Origin of the sequence: Streptomyces xanthii, assembly GCF_014621695.1 — a bacterium.
GTDB lineage: Bacteria > Actinomycetota > Actinomycetes > Streptomycetales > Streptomycetaceae > Streptomyces > Streptomyces xanthii.
Window position 1 is genome coordinate 5867201 of sequence record NZ_CP061281.1, and the last position, 19836, is coordinate 5887036.

Annotated in this window: 13 protein-coding genes and 1 pseudogene; 7 read left to right on the forward strand and 7 right to left on the reverse strand. The window is 72.7% G+C overall.

Annotated elements, in window-relative coordinates; all coding sequences use genetic code 11:
• Positions 1-49 precede the first annotated feature (49 nt).
• The 4 genes from trpB (at position 50) to lgt (ending at position 4121) form a co-directional block, all read left to right on the forward strand.
• The gene (gene trpB / locus IAG42_RS26455) at positions 50-1339 is read left to right on the forward strand and encodes a tryptophan synthase subunit beta (RefSeq protein ID WP_188339458.1); all 1290 of its coding nucleotides are present in this window, start codon (positions 50-52) and stop codon (positions 1337-1339) included.
• On the forward strand, positions 1336-2151 hold the full coding sequence (gene trpA, locus IAG42_RS26460; RefSeq protein ID WP_188339459.1) for a tryptophan synthase subunit alpha: 816 nt from the start codon (positions 1336-1338) through the stop codon (positions 2149-2151). The genes trpB and trpA overlap by 4 nt, the downstream gene beginning before the upstream one ends.
• 72 nt (positions 2152-2223) lie before the next feature.
• Positions 2224-2994: a DsbA family protein gene (locus IAG42_RS26465; RefSeq protein ID WP_188339460.1), complete on the forward strand. Its 771-nt coding sequence runs from the start codon at positions 2224-2226 to the stop codon at positions 2992-2994.
• Positions 2995-3095: 101 nt separating this feature from the next.
• Entirely contained in the window at positions 3096-4121 is a 1026-nt protein-coding gene (gene lgt / locus IAG42_RS26470) for a prolipoprotein diacylglyceryl transferase (protein ID WP_188339461.1), read from the forward strand.
• A 17-nt stretch (positions 4122-4138) separates the two neighbouring features.
• Here lgt and IAG42_RS26475 read toward each other — a convergent pair whose 3' ends face one another.
• From IAG42_RS26475 to IAG42_RS26500, 6 genes and pseudogenes are all read right to left on the reverse strand, one after another.
• Positions 4139-5047 carry an HpcH/HpaI aldolase/citrate lyase family protein gene (locus tag IAG42_RS26475; protein ID WP_188339462.1) on the reverse strand — a complete coding sequence of 303 codons (909 nt, stop codon included), beginning with the start codon at positions 5045-5047 and terminating at the stop codon, positions 4139-4141.
• Positions 5044-6249, reverse strand: a complete 1206-nt coding sequence (locus IAG42_RS26480) for a CaiB/BaiF CoA transferase family protein (RefSeq protein ID WP_188339463.1) — start codon at positions 6247-6249, stop codon at positions 5044-5046. The genes IAG42_RS26475 and IAG42_RS26480 overlap by 4 nt, the downstream gene beginning before the upstream one ends.
• The gene (locus IAG42_RS26485) at positions 6246-7607 is read right to left on the reverse strand and encodes an ADP-ribosylglycohydrolase family protein (protein WP_188339464.1); all 1362 of its coding nucleotides are present in this window, start codon (positions 7605-7607) and stop codon (positions 6246-6248) included. The genes IAG42_RS26480 and IAG42_RS26485 overlap by 4 nt, the downstream gene beginning before the upstream one ends.
• Positions 7607-8761 carry an ADP-ribosylglycohydrolase family protein gene (locus IAG42_RS26490; protein ID WP_188339465.1) on the reverse strand — a complete coding sequence of 385 codons (1155 nt, stop codon included), beginning with the start codon at positions 8759-8761 and terminating at the stop codon, positions 7607-7609. Before IAG42_RS26490 ends, IAG42_RS26485 begins: the two co-directional genes overlap by 1 nt.
• Positions 8758-10049, reverse strand: a pseudogene (locus IAG42_RS26495) (ADP-ribosylglycohydrolase family protein). The gene IAG42_RS26490 and the pseudogene IAG42_RS26495 overlap by 4 nt, the downstream one beginning before the upstream one ends.
• A 212-nt stretch (positions 10050-10261) precedes the next feature.
• Positions 10262-11374, reverse strand: coding sequence for an ADP-ribosylglycohydrolase family protein (locus IAG42_RS26500; RefSeq protein WP_188339466.1), 1113 nt, complete (start codon positions 11372-11374; stop codon positions 10262-10264).
• A 359-nt stretch (positions 11375-11733) separates the two neighbouring features.
• On the opposite strand from IAG42_RS26500, the gene IAG42_RS26505 reads away from it, so the two are divergent.
• The 3 genes from IAG42_RS26505 to IAG42_RS26515 all read left to right on the forward strand — a co-directional run bounded on the left by IAG42_RS26505 (position 11734) and on the right by IAG42_RS26515 (position 18874).
• Positions 11734-12465 (forward strand): VIT1/CCC1 transporter family protein, encoded by a 732-nt coding sequence (locus IAG42_RS26505; protein ID WP_188339467.1) that lies wholly within the window; start codon positions 11734-11736, stop codon positions 12463-12465.
• 351 nt (positions 12466-12816) lie between these two features.
• Complete coding sequence (gltB, locus tag IAG42_RS26510; RefSeq protein ID WP_188339468.1) at positions 12817-17418, forward strand: glutamate synthase large subunit; 4602 nt, start codon at positions 12817-12819, stop codon at positions 17416-17418.
• Entirely contained in the window at positions 17411-18874 is a 1464-nt protein-coding gene (locus IAG42_RS26515) for a glutamate synthase subunit beta (RefSeq protein ID WP_188339469.1), read from the forward strand. Before gltB ends, IAG42_RS26515 begins: the two co-directional genes overlap by 8 nt.
• A gap of 109 nt (positions 18875-18983) precedes the next feature.
• Here the strand turns inward: IAG42_RS26515 and IAG42_RS26520 are convergent, their stop codons facing one another.
• Positions 18984-19835, reverse strand: a complete 852-nt coding sequence (locus tag IAG42_RS26520) for a YwqG family protein (protein WP_188339470.1) — start codon at positions 19833-19835, stop codon at positions 18984-18986.
• Position 19836 lies beyond the last annotated feature (1 nt).

Here is a 19836-nt window from a genome sequence, read left to right on the forward strand (position 1 = left end):
GGCATACCCAACGCAGCCCGCACACCCATCACCCGCGAGGTACAACCGCATGCCCAGCCAATACTTCATCCCCGACCCCGAGGGGCAGATCCCGAGCCCCGAAGGCTACTTCGGCACCTACGGCGGCAAGTTCATCCCGGAGGCCCTCGTCGCCGCCGTGGACGAGGTCGCCGTCGAGTACGACAAGGCCAAGAACGACCCGGAGTTCGCCCGCGAGCTCGACGACCTCCTGACCCACTACACCGGCCGCCCGAGCAGCCTCACCGAGGTCCCCCGGTTCGCCGAGCACGCCGGCGGGGCCAGGATCTTCCTCAAGCGCGAGGACCTGAACCACACCGGCTCGCACAAGATCAACAACGTGCTCGGCCAGGCCCTGCTCACCAAGCGCATGGGCAAGACCCGCGTCATCGCCGAGACCGGCGCCGGTCAGCACGGCGTCGCCACGGCCACCGCCTGCGCCCTGTTCGGCCTCGACTGCACCATCTACATGGGCGAGATCGACACCCAGCGCCAGGCCCTGAACGTGGCCCGCATGCGCATGCTGGGCGCCGAGGTCGTCGCCGTGAAGTCCGGCAGCCGCACGCTCAAGGACGCCATCAACGAGGCGTTCCGCGACTGGGTCGCCAACGTGGACCGCACGCACTACCTCTTCGGCACCGTCGCGGGCCCGCACCCGTTCCCCGCGATGGTCCGCGACTTCCACCGGGTCATCGGCGTCGAGGCCCGCCGCCAGATCCAGGAGCAGGCGGGCCGGCTGCCCGACGCCGCGATCGCCTGCGTCGGCGGCGGCTCCAACGCCATCGGCCTGTTCCACGCCTTCATCCCGGACAGCGGCGTCCGCCTCATCGGCTGCGAGCCGGCCGGGCACGGCGTCGAGACCGGCGAGCACGCGGCGACCCTGACCGCGGGCGAGCCCGGCATCCTGCACGGCTCGCGCTCCTACGTCCTCCAGGACGAGGAGGGCCAGATCACCGAGCCGTACTCGATCTCGGCCGGGCTGGACTACCCGGGCATCGGCCCGGAGCACGCGTACCTGAAGGACAGCGGCCGCGGCGAGTACCGCGCGGTCACCGACGACGCGGCGATGCAGGCCCTGCGGCTGCTCTCGCGCACCGAGGGCATCATCCCGGCCATCGAGTCGGCGCACGCCCTCGCGGGCGCGATCGAGGTCGGCAAGGAGCTCGGCAAGGACGGCCTGATCGTCGTCAACCTGTCGGGCCGCGGCGACAAGGACATGGACACGGCCGCGCGCTACTTCGGCCTGTACGACGAGGGCACCGACGCAGAGGTGGCGGCCGACGCCGCCGACGTCGCGGAGATCGAGGGGGACGCCAAGTGAGCGGCAACGTCCAGCTGTTGAACGACACCCTGGCGCACGCCGAGGCCGAGGGCCGCGCCGCCCTCATCGCCTACCTGCCCGCCGGCTTCCCCACCGTCGACGGCGGCATCGAGGCCGTCAAGGCGGCCTTCGAGGGCGGCGCCGACATCGTCGAGGTCGGCCTGCCGCACTCGGACCCGGTGCTCGACGGACCGGTCATCCAGACCGCCGACGACATCGCGCTGCGCGGCGGCCTGAAGATCAAGGACGTCATGCGCACCGTCCGCGAGGCGCACGAGGCCACCGGCAAGCCGGTCCTCGTCATGACGTACTGGAACCCCATCTACATCTACGGCGTCGAGCGCTTCACCAGCGAGCTCGCCGAGGCCGGCGGCGCGGGCTGCATCCTGCCCGACCTGCCGGTGCAGGAGTCGGCGCTCTGGAGGGAGCACGCGGACAAGCACGGGCTCGGCACCGTGTTCGTCGTCGCGCCCAGCAGCAAGGACGAGCGGCTCGCCACCATCACGGCGGCCGGCTCGGGCTTTGTGTACGCCGCCTCGCTCATGGGCGTCACCGGCACCCGCGAATCCGTGGGCAGCCAGGCCCAGGACCTGGTCCGCCGCACCAAGGCGACGACGGACCTGCCGGTCTGCGTCGGCCTCGGCGTCTCGAACGCGGAGCAGGCCCGCGAGGTCGCCTCCTTCGCCGACGGCGTCATCGTCGGCTCGGCCTTCGTGAAGCGGATGCTGGACGCCGAGGACGAGGCCGCGGGCCTCGCCGGGGTCCGCGCGCTCGCCGCGGAACTGGCCGAAGGAGTCAGGGCCGGTAAGTAGCCGGGTCACCCGTATGGGTGGAAGTGGGGCCGGGGAGGCGCGTTTGCGCCTCCCCGGTTCGTTGGCGCGGGTGTGAGCGAGAAGAACCGTGAGGGAAAGCGCACGGCCCGTGAGCGGCTGGCCGTGGAGCGCGAGAAGCAGAAGGCCGCGGAGAAGCGGCGCAGGACGTTGATCGTGGGCGCCGCCGTCGTCTGCGTGCTCGGCCTGGCCGCCGTGATCGGCGTGGTCGCCGCCAATTCCGGAGACGATTCCGGCGACTCTTCGGGCCCGGTGACGGCCCCGAAGGGCGCCTCGGGCAAGGACGATCTGGCGATCCCCGTCGGCCCGGCCTCGGCGAAGTCCACCCTCACGGTGTGGGAGGACTTCCGCTGCCCGGCGTGCAAGTCCTTCGAGGACAACTACCGCTCGACGATCAACGAGCTGACGGAGGCCGGGAAGCTCCGCGCCGAGTACCACACGGTCACCCTGATCGACGGGAACCTGCGAGGGAGCGGCTCCCTGCGCGCGGGCAACGCGGCGGCCTGCTCCCAGGACGCGGGCAAGTTCCGCGACTACCACGACGTCCTGTTCGAGAACCAGCCGCCGGAGAGCGACGACGCCTACGCGTCGAACGACAAGCTGATCGAGCTGGCCGGCAAGGTCGACGGCCTGACGACGGACACGTTCAAGAAGTGCGTGAACGACGGCACGTACGACTCCTGGATCCAGAAGTCGTACAAGGCGTTCCAGGACGAGGGCCACACCGGCACGCCGACCGTCCTGCTCGACGGCAAGAACCTGATGAACGACAACACGCTGACCCCCGCCAAGCTGAAGAAGATGGTCGAGGACGCGAACAAGTAGGGGACGCGCGGGAGATCAGGGAGAGCGGGGCAAGTCGTAATGGAGCCGTTGCCGGGCTGCCCGACGTGGGTGCGGCCCGGCACGGTAGCGTCGACACTGCCATGGAACTTGCCTACATCCCCAGTCCGTCCCGCGGAGTGGTCTACCTCGGACCCGTCCCGCTGCGCGGCTACGCGTTCTGCATCATCATCGGCGTCTTCGTGGCCGTCTGGCTCGGCAACAGGCGCTGGATCGCCCGCGGCGGCCGCACCGGCACCGTGGCCGACATCGCTGTCTGGGCGGTGCCGTTCGGCCTGGTCGGCGGGCGTCTCTACCATGTGATCACGGACTACGAGCTGTACTTCAGCGCGGGCCGTGACTGGGTGGACGCCTTCAAGATCTGGGAGGGCGGCCTCGGCATCTGGGGCGCCATCGCGCTCGGCGCGGTCGGCGCCTGGATCGGCTGCCGCCGCCGCGGCATCCCGCTCCCGGCCTACGCCGACGCCATCGCCCCCGGCATCGCCCTCGCCCAGGCCATCGGCCGCTGGGGCAACTGGTTCAACCAGGAGCTGTACGGCAAGGCCACCGACCTGCCGTGGGCGCTGCACATCACCTCCGACACCGACGGGCGCGTTCCGGGCTACTACCACCCGACGTTCCTGTACGAGTCGCTGTGGTGCGTCGGCGTCGCGCTGCTCGTCATCTGGGCGGACCGCCGCTTCAAGCTCGGCCACGGGCGGGCCTTCGCGCTGTACGTCGCCGCGTACTGCGCGGGCCGGTTCTGGACCGAGTACCTGCGCGTGGACGACGCCCACCACGTCCTCGGCCTGCGGCTCAACAACTGGACGGCGCTGTTCGTCTTCCTGCTCGCCGTGATCTACATGGTGATCTCGGCGAAGACGCGGCCGGGCCGCGAGGAGGTCGTGGAGCCGGGCGCCGACGGTTCCGGCGACGACGAGGGCGGTGCCCCGGAGGCCGAGAAGGAGCCGTCCGAGGACGAGGCCCCCGCCGCCGACGCCGGCGAGAAGCCCGATCTGAGGAAGGCCGAGCCCGAGGACGCGGCGAAGCCCGACTCCGACTCCTCCGACGCGGGCTCCGACGGCGACGCCGCCGGAGCCGAGGCCGAGGCCGGGGCCAAGAAGGGCTGACCGCTCAGCTCCACCGCTCAGCTCCGTACGTCGACGGGGGCGCGGGACCGCACAGGTCCGGCGCCCCCGTTCGCGTGCCCGCCCCGGTCCGCTTCCCCGCACCGGGCCGCGAGGGCCAGCGTCCGGCGCGCCCCCGCCACCACCGCCGCGTCGACGAACCGCCCGTCCGGCAGCGCGAGCGCCCCCGCGTCACCGGCCGCCGCCGCGACGACGTCCTCCGCGGCCCGCACCTCCGCCGGGCTCGGCCGGAACGCCGCCTCGATCACCAGCAGCTGCCGCGGATGGATCGCCATGCGGCCCAGGAAGCCGAGCGCCCGGCCCGCCGCGCAGGAGCGGGCGAGGCCCGTCAGATCACGGATGTCCGGGTGGACGGACTGCGGCGGCGGCGGCAGCCGCGCCGCGCGGGCCGCGACCACCGCCCGACCCCGCACCCAGGCGAGGCCCGCCGGATCCGCGATGCCGAGATCCGCGCGCAGGTCCGCCTCGCCGAGCGCGATGCCGTGGACCGCCGGATGCGAGGCGATCGCGTAGGCCCGCTCGACCCCGAGCGCCGACTCCAGCAGGGCGTACAGCGGCGGCACCGCCACCGCCCAGCCCAGCGCCCGGTCCAGATCGGACACGTCGTGGACCTTCGGCAGACGCAGTGCGCCGAGGCCGGGCAGCGCGCTCAGGCGGCGCACCTCGTGCTCGGCGCGCGGCCCGTCCAGTGCGTTGACCCGCACGTGCACGGGTACCGGATGCCGGTCCGTGAGCAGCTCCGCCGTCGCGTCCAGGGCGTAGGCCTTGCGGTCCGGGGCGACCGCGTCCTCCAGGTCGACCAGGACCACGTCGGCTCCCGAACCGAGCGCCTTCGCGACCACGTCGGGCCGGTCCCCGGGCGCGTACAGCCAGGTCAGGAAGAGCGGGTTCCGCGGCGAGCGGGTCACACGGCACCCGCCTCGCGCAGCGCCCCGATCTCGGTGCCCGTCAGGCCGAGGGCGCCCAGGACCTCGTCCGTGTCGGCGCCGTGCGGGCGGCCCGTCCAGCGGATCGCGCCGGGTGTCCCGGAGAGCCGGAACAGCACGTTCTGCATCTTGACCGAGCCGAGCTCGGGGTCGGGCAGCTCGACGATCGAGTCCAGGGCCGCGTACTGCTCGTCGGCCATGACGTCCCGGATGTCGTGCACCGGGGCGATCGCCGCCTCCGCCTTCTCGAACGCGCGCAGCACCTCGTCGCGGGTGCGGGCCGCGATCCAGTCGCCGACCGCCTCGTCGAGCTCGTCCGCGTGGGCGGCCCGGCCGGAGCCCGACGCGAACCACTCCGCGTCGATCAGCTCGGGCCGCCCCACCAGGTGCATCACACGCTCCGCGATCGACTGGGCGGACGTCGACACCGCGACCCACCTCCCGTCGCCCGTGCGGTACGTGTTGCGGGGCGCGTTGTTCGTGGAGCGGTTGCCGGTGCGCTCCTGGACGTAGCCGAGCTGGTCGTACCAGACGGGGTGCGGGCCGAGCACGGTCAGGATCGGCTCGATGATCGCCATGTCGACGACCTGCCCGCGCCCGGTGAGGTCCCGGCCGCGCAGCGCCGCCATCACCGCGTACGAGGAGGCGAGCGCGGCGATGGAGTCGGCGAGGCCGAACGGCGGCAGCGTCGGCGGCCCGTCCGGCTCCCCGGTGATCGCCGCGAAGCCGCTCATCGCCTCGGCGAGGGTGCCGAAGCCGGGGCGGCGCGCGGACGGGCCGAACTGGCCGAAGCCCGTGACGCGGGCCAGGACGAGGCGCGGGTTGGCGGCGCTCAGCGCGTCCCAGCCGAGGCCCCAGCGCTCCAGCGTGCCGGGGCGGAAGTTCTCGATGACGACGTCCGCGTCGGCGGCCAGCCTCAGGAGCACGTCGCGGCCGCCCGGCGTGGACAGATCGAGGGTGATGTTCCGCTTGTTCCGGCCGAGGAGCTTCCACCACAGGCCGACGCCGTCCTTCGCCGGGCCGTGCCCGCGCGAGGGGTCGGGGCGGCGCGGGTGCTCGACCTTGACGACCTCGGCGCCGAAGTCGCCGAGCATCGTGGCGCACAGGGGGCCCGCGAACAGCGTGGCCAGGTCGAGGACGCGGATACCGGTGAGCGGGCCGTCCGTGGGCGGGTGGTGCGTCATGCGCGGGCCTCCAGGGTGAGCCGGGCCAGTTCGTCGAAACCGATGCCGTCGAAGCCGGCGACCGTGCTGGCGAGACGGTTCTTCAGCGGGGCGGTCCACTGCTCGCCGAGCGCGTCGGGATGTCCGGCGAGCAGGCCGGTGAGCGAGCCGGCCGTCGCCCCGTTCGAGTCGGTGTCCCAGCCGCCGGACACGACGCGGCAGACCGAACCCGCGAAGTCGCCGTCGGCGTGGGTGAGCGCGGCGGCGAGCAGCGCCGCGTTGGGCAGGACGTGCACCCAGTGGTGATCGCCGTACGCCGCGTGCAGCCGGTCGACGACCGTGTCGAACCCGGCGGCGGTGCCGGTGCGTTCGGCCTCGGCGGCGTCGATGCCGCAGCGGATCGCGCGGGCGTAGCGGGAGTCGGGCGGGACATGAGCCAGGCCCGTGCGCAGGGCCTCGTGCACGGTGGGGCGGCCGGGGCCCGCCGCGTGCGCGAGCGCCGCCGCGACGAACTGGGCGCCGTAGACACCGTTCGCCGTGTGGGTCAGGACGGCGTCCCTGCGGGCGAGTTCGGCCGCCCGCGCGGGGTCCCCCGGGGTGGTCCAGCCGTAGACGTCGGCGCGGATCTGCGCGCCGATCCACTCGCGGAACGGATTGCGGTGGGTGGCCGTGAGCGGGGGTTCGAGACCGGACAGGAGATTGCGGTACGCGATCCGTTCCGCGGTGAAGGCGCGGCCCGCCGGCAGCTCGTCCAGCCACAGCCGGGCCACGTCCTCCGTCGTGAAGTCCCGGCCGTGGCGCCGGAGCAGCAGCAGGCCGAGCAGGGGGTAGTCGAGGTCGTCGTCCTCGGGCATCCCGTCGATGTTCTCGGCGAGGCAGGTGGCCGCCGAACGGCGGTTCCAGGGGTGGGCGCGGGCGATCTCCGGGTCGAGGCCGCGCGCCGTGAACCAGGTGCGCAGCGGGTGGTTGCCGGTGGAGGCCGTGATCGCGCGGATGCCTTCCAGGGGCAGTTTCTCCACCGGTTTGCCGAGCAGACAGCCGGCCGCGCGGCCGAGCCAGGCGGCGTGCAGCCGGTCCAGCTCGCGCTCGCGGCGGGGCGCGGGGCCCGTCGACCGGGCGGCCGGGCCGTGGAACACCGCCGGTTCCGTGCCGCCGAGCGGGGCCGGCATCCGGGCCAGCTCGTCGAGCAACTCCTCGGCCAGGGCGCGCAGTTCGGGCCGCGCCCGGGTCGGGGACGCGCCCGCGCGCAGCGGCGCCGGGTGGCCACCGGCCGCGGCCCAGCGCCGGGCCACCGCGCCCGCGTCCCGGCCGTCCTGCGCGGCCTGGCGCAGCTCGTGCCCGATCAGGTCCTCGGGCTGCACCCAGGTCAGGCGCAGCATCACAGGCCCGCGATCGACGCGAAGGCCGCCTCGTGGGCACGGCGCCGTGACAGGTCGCGGGCGTGCACCTCGCGGGCGACCAGGGCCAGCGACGCCGCGGGGCGGTGCAGGTCCAGGCGGCTGGCGCGGGCCACCTCCGCGCTCCACTCCTTCGGCACCGCGCTCTCGCCGCGCAGCGCGCCCACGATCGCGCCGGCCATCGTGGCGATCGAGTCGCAGTCCCGGCCGTAGTTGACCGCTCCGAGCACGGTGTGCCGGTAGTCGCCCGCGCCGACGAGCAGCATGCCGAGCGCGACCGGCAGCTCCTCGATCGAGTGCAGCCGGGAGGGGCGGCGGGCGCCGAGCGAGGGCCTGCGGTACTCGGGGCCGACCGTGTCGAAGGGGGCGACGGCCGCGCGCAGCGGGGCGAGCGCCGCCTCGAAGTCGACGTGGTTCACGGCCACCTCGCAGACCGCCTCGATCGCGGTCCTGGTGCCGTCCTTGGCCAGCGCGAGCGCGTCCTCGACCACCCGGTCCGGGGTCGCGCCGGGCTTGAACGCGGAGGCGACGGCCGCCGCGAACACCCCGGCCGCCTCGCGCCCGTACGAGCTCTGGTGCGCGCCCGCGACGTCCAGCGCCTCCTCGTACGCCTTCCTGGGATCGCCCGCGTTCACCGCGCCGACCGGGGCCATGTACATCGCGGCGCCGCAGTTCACGATGTTCCCGACGCCGGCCTCGCGGGGGTCCACGTGGCCGTAGTGGATCCGGCTCACGATCCACTTCTCGGCGAGGAAGATCCGCTGGAGCGGGAGGGCCTCCGCCTCCAGTTCCGGGATCCAGCGCGGGGTCGTCATCAGGTCGGGGACGAGGTGGTCGGCGACCGCGTACGCGTCGAGGTGGTCGCGGACCTTCTCGTACACGCGGACCAGCGCGTGCGTCATCAAGGTGTCGTCGGTGACGTGCCCGTCGCCCTTGTGGTACGGGGCGATGGGGCGGGCCGTGCGCCAGTCGTCCTTGTGGAAGGGCTCCACGATGCCGCGGACCCGGCCGCCGTGCCGTTCCACGATGGCCTCCGGTGGCCAGCCCTCGACCGGTCCGCCGAGCGCGTCGCCCACGGCGGCGCCGACGAGTGTGCCGGTGACGCGGTCCTCGAGGGTCGGGCGGGGGGTGTTCATGGTGACGTCCCTTCCATGGTGGGTGAGTCGAACGACGTACGGGTGAGCCGTTCGGCGAGGTGGACGAGGTCGGTGCCCGCGAACTGGGGGAGTGCGCAGCCGGCGAGGGTGCGGCAGGCGGCGCGCCAGGTGTCGGGCAGGGCGTCGGCGCCGCCGATCGCGCCGGTGAGGGCGCCGGCCAGGGCGGGGGCCGAGTCGGCGACGCGGGAGAGGCAGGCGGCGGTGGGAACGGCCTCGGAGACCGCGCCCGCGGCGGCCGTCGCGACGGCGAGGGCCACGGGGACGGTCTCCGCCGCGGCGATGCCGTAGCTGTAGACGTGGTCGACGATCTCGTGCTCCAGGACCGGTACGAGGGCGAACGCGTTGCCCGTCAGACCGGGGCGGGCGGCCGCGGCGGCGCGGCCCAGGCCGACGGCGCGATGGGCGTTGCGGTGGATCTCCGTGCCCTCGGGGAGCTGGTCGAGCGCGGCGTCCGCGCAGGCGTCGACCGGGGCGCCGCCGAGCGCCGTCGCGACGGCCGCCGCCATGGCGCGGGCGCCGTGGACGCCGTCGCCGTCCTGCGTGTAGCGGGCGTCGAACTCCGCGAGGTCCGCGGCGCGTTCGGGGTCGCCGGGGTGGACGACGGCCAGGATCGCGGCCCGGACGCAGGCGGCGTCGTCGAAGTAGTGCGGGTTGTCGTGGCCGGTCGCCGGGGGCCGCAGCCCGGCCGCGAGATTGCCGAGCCCCGCCCGCACCGAGATACGGGCCCGCAGCGGGATCCGGGCCGACTCGATCTCGTCGGCCCGGGCCGCGGCGGCGGCGATCTCGTCGGCCAGGGCGTGCCAGGCGCGGGCCAGCGCGGTCCGTACGTCGTCGGGGCCCGCGCCGAGGATCGCCGACGCGGTGAACGCGGCCCACTCGGCGTCGTCCGACGGGCCGAGCCGGAGGGGCTCCGGGGGCTGGTTCAGGGCGATCGGCACGGGGAGCGTCGTCGTGGCGTTCAGCTCGGCGAACGTGTCCAGCTCGCGGGTCAGCCGGCGCGTCCAGTCCGGCAGCCGCGCCGCGCGATGCCGCCCGGCGGGCCACCCGGCGGCGTCCCCGGCGGCGACCCCGAGCAACAGCCCTTCTACGCGGCTCCGCCGCGGAACGAGATCCTCAACGGGATTCACGGGGCGCCTCCGGGCGTGCGCGGTCCGGCTCCGCCGGGGGGGCGGGATCTCCTCGGCGCGGGGTTGGATGGGGCTTGCGGAGTGGTCTCGTTGCGGGTCGCGGGGCTGTACCCGTCAGCGGCTTCGCCGCGGGGCGCGATCGGTACGGCCGTGGGGCGCACGGAGTGCGCCTTCAGGGGCGCGGGGAACTGCGCGACCAGCCACGATGGCGCGGCACTCGGCGACGAGGCTCGGCCCCTACGGCGGCGGCGCTGTAGCTGAGGCCGACCGATTCGCGCACCCGGCGCCGGGGTGCCGCCTTGCCCACCCATGCCGCCCCAGGCGCTGGGGAGACCGGCCGGAGACGGTGGCGTCATGATGCTGCTCCCGCTGCCCCCGGCGCCGTCGGTGCGGGTGGGGTCAGGCGGTCGGCCACGTCCAGGATGTGGCGGCCCGCCATCAGGGGGAGGCAGGTGCCGCGTACGGGCCCGATCGCACGGGCCCAGGGCGAGGGGATCGCGCACTCCCCGTGCAGGGCACCGGCGAGCGCCCCCGCCACGGCGGCCGTCGTATCGGCGTCCCGCCCCATGTTCACGGCCGTGAGCACGGCCCCGCGGAAATCCCCCCGCGCCACGGCGAACGCCCCGAACGCCAGCCCCACCGCCTCCGGCGCGAGATCCGTCCAGGGATAGCCGCCGATGACGACGGCCTTGCGGACGGCCCGTTCCATGGAGAGCTGGGTCGCCTCCGGGTCACGCCGGGCGAGCCGGGCCGCCCGGACCGCCCGGTGCAGGGAGCGCGCCGTCCACGAGTCCTCGGGGACCACGGACAGCGCCGCCTGCACGACCGCGTCGGGGTTGTGGCTGACCATCGCGGCGGCGACCCCCGCGGCGACGGCCTGCCCGCCGAGAATGCCCTCGCCGTCGTGCGACACGGTCCCGTCGATCGCGACGAGCCGGGCCGCCTCGGCGGGCCGCCCCGCCGCGTGCACCCCGAACGGCGCCGCCCGCATGGCGAGCCCGTCGCTCCACGCGTGCCGGTGCTGCGCCGAGATCGGGGCCGCGAGCCCGCGCCGCAGGTTCTCCAGGGTGCCGCGCTCGCTGAACCCGGCGCCCCGGAAGGCCCCTTCGTCCCGGTCCGCGATCCAGGTGTGCCAGGCCTCCTCGACGTCCGCGAGGGTGAGCGCGGTCCCCTTCTCGGCCAGCAGCAGCCCCGAGAAGATCGCGTACTCCGTGTCGTCCGTGCCCGCCGGATCGTCCGCGACGAATCCCTCGATCCGGCCCCAGCGCTCCCGGATCTGAGACGGCTTCAGGTTCTCGGCGGGTGCTCCGAGCGCGTCCCCGACGGCCAGCCCGAGCAGCGCGCCCCGCGCCCGGTCGCGCAGCGAGATCACGGCGGGCGGGCGGCGCCGCGGAACCGTGCGCAGTCTGCGGGGCGGCGCTGCCGTGCCGTCCGCCGGGGGATCCGGGTCGACGCTGACGCTCATGAGGGGCCCGCGCTTTCTTCCGGTGCGGGTCCCTTCCCCGGGGTCATGAGACTCCTGGAGAAAAGCCGCATTCCAGATATTTCGACCATGCTTCCCCGGTGTGGCGCCCGAGTGATCCCGTGATCCATCTCACGGGTGAGTCCGGGAAGATCCGGGCCCCTCCGAATCGCCCGATCTCAACCCCTCCGACGGCACCCCGCACGGCGCAAAACCGCAGGTAAGTACGGCCTTCCTTGCTAGCGGAGATCGCTCGGGAGGCGTACTTTCATGGGCGTAGACAAAAGATCGAAGCGATCCGGGTCTGGATGAAGTCCAGAAATAGACGTCCGGGTCGACAGTAGGGGAGCGGGGACACAGGCATGGCCATCATCGAGACCGAGGCGACACTCCACGACGCGCACCGGGACAACCACACCCACCGCGATGTCAACGGCGGCTGGCTGCGCCCGGCGGTCTTCGGCGCCATGGACGGCCTCGTGTCCAACTTCGCGCTGATGGCCGGTGTCGCGGGCGGCGCCGTCTCGCAGCAGACGGTGATCATCACGGGCCTCTCCGGCCTGGCCGCCGGCGCCTTCTCCATGGCCGCCGGCGAGTACACCTCGGTCGCCTCCCAGCGCGAGCTGGTCGAGGCCGAACTGGACGTGGAGCGCCGGGAGTTGCGCAAGCACCCGGCCGACGAGGAGCGCGAGCTCGCCGAGCTGTACGTGTCCCGCGGCGTCGAGCCGGAGCTCGCCCGCGAGGTCGCCCGGCAGCTGTCCCAGGACCCCGAGCAGGCCCTGGAGATCCATGCCCGCGAGGAGCTCGGCATCGACCCCTCCGACCTGCCCTCGCCGATGGTCGCCGCGGTGTCCTCGTTCGCCTCGTTCGCGCTCGGCGCCCTGATCCCCGTCCTGCCCTACCTGCTGGGCGCGAGCGCCCTGTGGCCGGCCGTGATCCTCGCGCTGCTCGGTCTGTTCGCCTGCGGCGCGGTCGTGGCCAAGGTGACGGCCCGCTCCTGGTGGTTCAGCGGGCTGCGCCAGCTGGCCCTGGGCGGGGCCGCGGCGGGTGTGACGTATCTCCTGGGAAGCGTCTTCGGCACTTTTGCCGGTTGACGGGGCGCGGGTTCCCGCTCGAAGATGTGGCCCTGAAGATGGCTATACAGGTCCTTGCATAAGTAGTCGTTACCGTTCGGTTTCGGCAGTGCGACAGCGGGGCATGAGCCGTAAGCGCTGCGGGCAACGAAGCTCGCGGCGCACTCCCCGGCACATACGGCCCCGGTCAACGATCTGTCCCTGAGGCCTCTCTCCACCGCCACCGCGGTGTCCGCATGATGGAACGCAGTATCCACTTCTCGAGAAGCACCCCATCATGTAACCTGCACGAAATTTTGCAGCAGCATCACCTCGCAGAGGGCCAACGTCGTCCCTCGGCACGCAAATGCCACGACGACGACGGGAGAGCCGATGCGTACGCCGCGCCAGCCGTCCCAGCACTCCACCAGCGGCCAGAACTGGTCGCACATGGATGCTCGCCCTGCCGCCCAGGGCATGTACGACCCGCGCAACGAGCACGACGCCTGTGGCGTCGGCTTCGTGGCCACCCTCACCGGAGAGGCGAGCCACACGCTGGTCGAGCAGGCGCTCACCGTTCTGCGCAATCTGGAACACCGCGGTGCCACCGGCTCCGAGCCCGACTCGGGCGACGGCGCCGGCATCCTGTCCCAGGTTCCGGACGCCTTCCTGCGTGAGGTCACCGAGTTCGACCTCCCCGAGGCCGGTGCGTACGCCGTCGGTATCGCCTTCCTGCCCGAGCACGGCACCGCCGAGTCCGTCTCGCGCATCGAGACGATCGCGGCCGAAGAGGGCCTGAACGTCCTCGGCTGGCGCGAGGTCCCGGTCGCCCCCGAGCTGCTCGGCGCCAGCGCCCGCTCGACGATGCCGGTCTTCCGCCAGATCTTCGTCGCCGACGGCAGCTCCACGGGCATCGCCCTGGACCGCAAGGCGTTCGTGCTGCGCAAGCGCGCCGAGCGCGAGGAGGGCGTCTACTTCCCCTCCCTGTCCGCGCGGACGATCGTCTACAAGGGCATGCTGACCACCGGCCAGCTGGAGCCCTTCTTCCCCGACCTGTCCGACCGCCGCTTCGCCTCGGCCGTCGCGCTCGTCCACTCGCGCTTCTCCACGAACACGTTCCCGTCGTGGCCGCTCGCGCACCCCTACCGCTTCGTCGCCCACAACGGTGAGATCAACACCGTCAAGGGCAACCGCAACTGGATGCGCGCCCGCGAGTCCCAGCTCGCCTCCGAACTGTTCGGCTCGGAGAAGCTGGAGCGGATCTTCCCGATCTGTACGCCGGACGCCTCCGACTCCGCCTCCTTCGACGAGGTCCTGGAGCTCCTGCACCTCGGCGGCCGTTCGCTGCCGCACAGCGTCCTGATGATGATCCCGGAGGCGTGGGAGAACCACGACTCCATGGACGCGGACCGGCGCGCCTTCTACCAGTACCACTCCACGATGATGGAGCCCTGGGACGGCCCGGCCTGTGTCACCTTCACCGACGGCGTCCAGGTCGGCGCCGTTCTCGACCGCAACGGTCTGCGCCCCGGCCGCTACTGGGTCACCGACGACGGCCTCGTCGTCCTCGGCTCCGAGGTCGGCGTCCTCGACATCGACCCCGCCAAGGTCGTCCGCAAGGGCCGCCTGCAGCCCGGCAAGATGTTCCTCGTCGACACCGCCGAGCACCGCATCGTCGAGGACGACGAGATCAAGGCGGGCCTCGCCGCCGGGCAGCCCTACGCCGAGTGGCTCGAGGCCGGCGAGATCGAGCTCTCCGACCTGCCCGAGCGCGAGCACATCGTGCACACGCACGCCTCCGTCACGCGCCGCCAGCAGACCTTCGGCTACACCGAGGAAGAGCTCCGCGTCATCCTCGCGCCCATGGCCAAGGCCGGCGCCGAGCCGATCGGCTCGATGGGCACGGACACCCCGATCGCGGCCCTCTCGCAGCGCCCGCGCCTGCTCTTCGACTACTTCACCCAGCTGTTCGCGCAGGTCACCAACCCGCCGCTGGACGCCATCCGCGAGGAGCTCGTCACCTCGCTGCGCTCCTCGCTGGGCCCGCAGGGCAATCTGCTCGACCCGACCGCCGCGTCGTGCCGCAGCGTCACCCTGCCCTTCCCGGTGATCGACAACGACGAGCTCGCCAAGCTCATCCACATCAACGCCGACGGCGACATGCCCGGCATGAAGGCCGCGACCCTGTCCGGCCTGTACCGGGTCTCCGGCGGCGGCGACGCCCTCGCCGCCCGCATCGACGAGATCTGCACCGAGGTCGACGCCGCCATCGAGGCGGGCGCCCACCTCCTCGTGCTCTCCGACCGGCACTCCGACGCCGAGCACGCGCCGATCCCGTCGCTGCTGCTCACCGCGGCCGTCCACCACCACCTCATCCGCACCAAGCAGCGCACCCAGGTGGGTCTGCTCGTCGAGGCCGGTGACGTCCGCGAGGTCCACCACGTCGCCCTGCTGATCGGCTTCGGCGCCGCGGCCGTCAACCCGTACCTGGCCATGGAGTCCGTCGAGGACCTGGTCCGCGCCGGCACCTTCCTCGCCGGTGACGAGGACGGCGGCGCCGAGACCGCGATCCGCAACCTGATCTACGCCCTCGGCAAGGGCGTCCTCAAGGTCATGTCCAAGATGGGCATCTCGACCGTCGCCTCCTACCGCGGCGCCCAGGTCTTCGAGGCCGTCGGCCTCGACGAGGCCTTCGTCGAGAAGTACTTCAACGGCACCGCCACCAAGATCGGCGGCGCGGACCTCGACGTCATCGCCGACGAGGTCGCCGCCCGCCACGCCAAGGCCTACCCGGCCTCCGGCATCGCCCCGGCGCACCGCGCGCTGGAGATCGGCGGCGAGTACCAGTGGCGCCGCGAGGGCGAGCCGCACCTGTTCGACCCGGAGACGGTCTTCCGCCTCCAGCACGCGACCCGCTCGCGCCGCTACGACATCTTCAAGAAGTACACGGACCGCGTGAACGAGCAGTCCGAGCGCCTCATGACGCTGCGCGGCCTGTTCAACTTCAAGAGCGGCCGCGAAGCGATCTCCGTCGACGAGGTCGAGCCCGTCTCCGAGATCGTCAAGCGCTTCTCCACCGGCGCCATGTCGTACGGCTCCATCTCGCGCGAGGCCCACGAGACCCTCGCCATCGCCATGAACCAGCTGGGCGCCAAGTCCAACACCGGTGAGGGCGGCGAGGACCCGGAGCGCCTGTACGACCCGGCGCGCCGCTCCTCCATCAAGCAGGTCGCCTCCGGCCGCTTCGGTGTCACGAGCGAGTACCTGGTCAACGCCGACGACATCCAGATCAAGATGGCGCAGGGCGCCAAGCCCGGCGAGGGCGGCCAGCTGCCCGGCCACAAGGTCTACCCGTGGGTCGCCAAGACGCGTCACTCGACGCCGGGCGTGGGCCTCATCTCCCCGCCGCCGCACCACGACATCTACTCCATCGAGGACCTGGCTCAGCTGATCCACGACCTCAAGAACGCCAACCCGGTCGCGCGCATCCACGTGAAGCTCGTGTCCGAGGTCGGCGTCGGCACGGTCGCCGCGGGTGTCTCCAAGGCGCACGCGGACGTGGTCCTGATCTCCGGCCACGACGGCGGAACGGGCGCCTCCCCGCTCACCTCGCTCAAGCACGCGGGCGGCCCCTGGGAGCTCGGCCTCGCCGAGACCCAGCAGACGCTGCTGCTCAACGGCCTGCGCGACCGCATCGTCGTGCAGACCGACGGCCAGCTGAAGACCGGCCGCGACGTCGTCATCGCCGCGCTGCTCGGCGCCGAGGAGTTCGGTTTCGCGACCGCGCCGCTCGTCGTCTCCGGCTGCGTCATGATGCGCGTCTGCCACCTGGACACCTGCCCGGTCGGCATCGCCACCCAGAACCCGACGCTGCGCGACCGCTTCTCCGGCAAGGCCGAGTACGTCGTCAACTTCTTCGAGTTCATCGCCCAGGAAGTGCGCGAGCTCCTCGCCGAGCTCGGCTTCCGCTCCATCGAGGAGGCCGTCGGCCACGCCGAACTCCTCGACACCGAGCGGGCCGTGGACCACTGGAAGGCGCAGGGCCTGGACCTGGAGCCGCTGTTCCACGTGCCGGACCTGCCCGCCGGCGCCGTCCGCCACCAGGTCGTCACCCAGGACCACGGCCTGGAGAAGGCGCTCGACAACGAGCTCATCAAGCTCGCCGCCGACGCCCTCGCGGCCGACGACCAGGCCGACGCCCGCCCGGTGCGCGCCCAGGTCGCCATCCGCAACATCAACCGCACGGTCGGCACCATGCTCGGCCACGAGGTGACGAAGAAGTTCGGTGGCGCGGGCCTGCCCGACGACACCATCGACATCACCTTCACCGGCTCGGCCGGCCAGTCCTTCGGCGCCTTCGTGCCGCGCGGTGTCACGCTCCGCCTGGAGGGCGACGCCAACGACTACGTCGGCAAGGGCCTGTCCGGCGGCCGCATCATCGTCCGCCCGGACCGCGGCGCCGACCACCTCGCCGAGTACTCGACGATCGCCGGCAACACCATCGCGTACGGCGCGACGGGCGGCGAGCTGTACCTGCGCGGCCGCACCGGCGAGCGCTTCTGCGTCCGCAACTCCGGTGCCACGGTCGTCTCGGAGGGCGTGGGCGACCACGGCTGCGAGTACATGACCGGCGGTCACGCGGTCGTCCTCGGCGAGACGGGCCGCAACTTCGCGGCCGGCATGTCCGGCGGTGTCGCCTACGTCATCGACCTGAACACCGACCAGGTCAACGCGGGCAACCGGAGCGCGGTCGAGGCCCTCGACGCCACCGACAAGCAGTGGCTGCACGACGTCGTGCGCCGCCACGCCGAGGAGACCGGCTCCACCGTCGCCGAGAAGCTCCTCGTCGACTGGGACGCGTCGGCCGCCCGCTTCAGCAAGATCATCCCCAGCACGTACAAGGCAGTGCTCGCCGCCAAGGACGCCGCCGAGCGAGCCGGTCTCTCCGAGACCGAGATCACCGAGAAGATGATGGAGGCGGCGACCAATGGCTGATCCCAAGGGCTTTCTCAACCATGGCCGCGAGGTCGCGCGGACCCGCCCGGTCGGCGACCGCGTCAAGGACTGGAACGAGGTCTACGTCCCCGGGTCCCTGCTGCCCATCATCAGCAAGCAGGCGTCCCGCTGCATGGACTGCGGCATCCCGTTCTGCCACAACGGCTGCCCGCTCGGGAACCTGATCCCCGAGTGGAACGACTTCGCCTACCGCGAGGACTGGTCGGCGGCGCAGGAGCGCCTGCACGCCACCAACAACTTCCCGGAGTTCACCGGCCGCCTCTGCCCGGCGCCCTGTGAGTCGGCGTGCGTGCTCGGCATCAACCAGCCGGCCGTGACCATCAAGAACGTCGAGGTCTCGATCATCGACCAGGCGTGGGACCGGGGCGACGTCGCCCCGCAGATCCCCGAGCGCCTGTCGGGCAAGACCGTCGCCGTCGTCGGCTCGGGCCCGGCGGGTCTCGCTGCCGCCCAGCAGCTGACCCGGGCCGGCCACACGGTCGCCGTGTACGAGCGCGCCGACCGCATCGGCGGCCTGCTCCGCTACGGCATCCCCGAGTTCAAGATGGAGAAGCGCCACATCAACCGCCGCATCGAGCAGATGCGCGCGGAGGGCACCAAGTTCCGTACGGGAGTGGAGATCGGCCGCGACATCGACGCCGCCAAGCTCCGCAAGCGCTACGACGCGGTGGTCGTCGCCGCGGGCGCCACCATCTCCCGCGACCTGCCCGTCCCGGGCCGCGAGCTGAACGGCATCCACTTCGCCATGGAGTACCTGCCGCTCGCGAACAAGGTCCAGGAGGGCGACTACGTCCAGCCGCCCATCACCGCCGAGGGCAAGCACGTCGTCGTCATCGGCGGCGGCGACACCGGCGCCGACTGCGTGGGCACCGCGCACCGCCAGGGCGCGGCCTCGGTCACGCAGTTGGAGATCATGCCGCGCCCGAACGACGACCGGAACCCGGTCTCGCAGCCGTGGCCGACCTTCCCGATGCTGTACAAGGTCACCTCGGCCCACGAGGAGGGCGGCGAGCGGGTCTACTCCGTCTCCACGACCCACTTCGAGGGCGACGAGGACGGCAACGTCCAGTGGCTGCACCTCACCGAGGTCGAGTTCGTCGACGGCAAGCTGACCCCGAAGCCGGGCACGGAGCGCAAGATCCCCGCCCAGCTGGTCACCCTCGCGATGGGCTTCACCGGCACCGACCAGGAGAACGGTCTGGTCTCCCAGTTCGGCCTGGACCTCGACGCGCGCGGCAACATCGAGCGCGACGCCGACTTCCAGACGAACGTCCCCGGCGTCTTCGTCGCCGGTGACGCCGGCCGCGGCCAGTCCCTCATCGTCTGGGCCATCGCGGAGGGCCGCTCGGCCGCCCGCGGCGTCGACCGCTTCCTCACCGGAGCCTCCGACCTCCCGGCCCCGATCCGCCCGACGGACCGCGCCCTGGCGGTCTGACGGCCCCCCAAGGTGTCCCGTACAAAGGCGTACGGAACTGATCGCGACGCTCGCCCTCACTGTCCCCGACCGGACGAACTGGGCGGGCGTCGCGGTGCGTTCGCCGCAGCTACTGGGTGATCAGCCTGAGAGGGTGGCGCGGGTCGCCGGGGCAGGTGGCGACGACCACGTGACTGCGCCACGGCCGGACCCCGGTCGGGCCGTAGGCGTACCGCAGGTCGCTGCCGTCGCGGTCCTCGTACGGGATCCAGCTCGTGGTGCTGGAGTCCCACTCCCGGTCGGTGGCGGTCAGGAGCGGGAACAGCTCCGTGCCGCACTCGGTGCAGGGCAGGTCGGTGGGGCCGGTGAGGTTCCAGGCGATGTGCCCGCCGGACTTCCAGCCGGGGGCGGTGGACAGGTCCGACACATAGACCTCCGCGTCCTCGTCGCCCTCGTCCTCCTCCCAGGTCTCGACGCGCTCCTGGAGGTCGGGGGAGAGTTCCTCGAACCACGGGTACTCGGTGACCTCTTCGGGGTGCAGGACGCACGGGTCCGGGACGAGTTCCGCGCGGCCGACGACGTCCGGAACCGGCTGTTCGGCCAGTGTCTCCGTCACCTCGTCGGCGTGGCGCCGGCGGAGTTCCGCGTGCATGTCGTAGGCGCCGTCCGTGTGCCCTTCGAAGGTGCACCAGAACACCTGGAGCACGTCGCCGAGTTCGGGGTGCGGAAGGCCGGGCACGTCGCGGCGGTACAGCTGGGCGACGCCGATCAACGGCAGCGGTCGGTCGGCGCCCTTGTGCGGTGTCGGGCACACCGGCCAGGGCTCGTCAGTGGGCCACAGCATCGGCCCGCCGACCGAACTGTCCCGCGCCGTGGGGGAACCGGGCCGCGGATGCAGCCGGGTCGCCGTGCGGCGCAGCGGGGCGAGGCCGGGGAAGAGCGCCTCGGCGTCGAAGGGGCGGGGCGGAGTGGTGCGCGACATG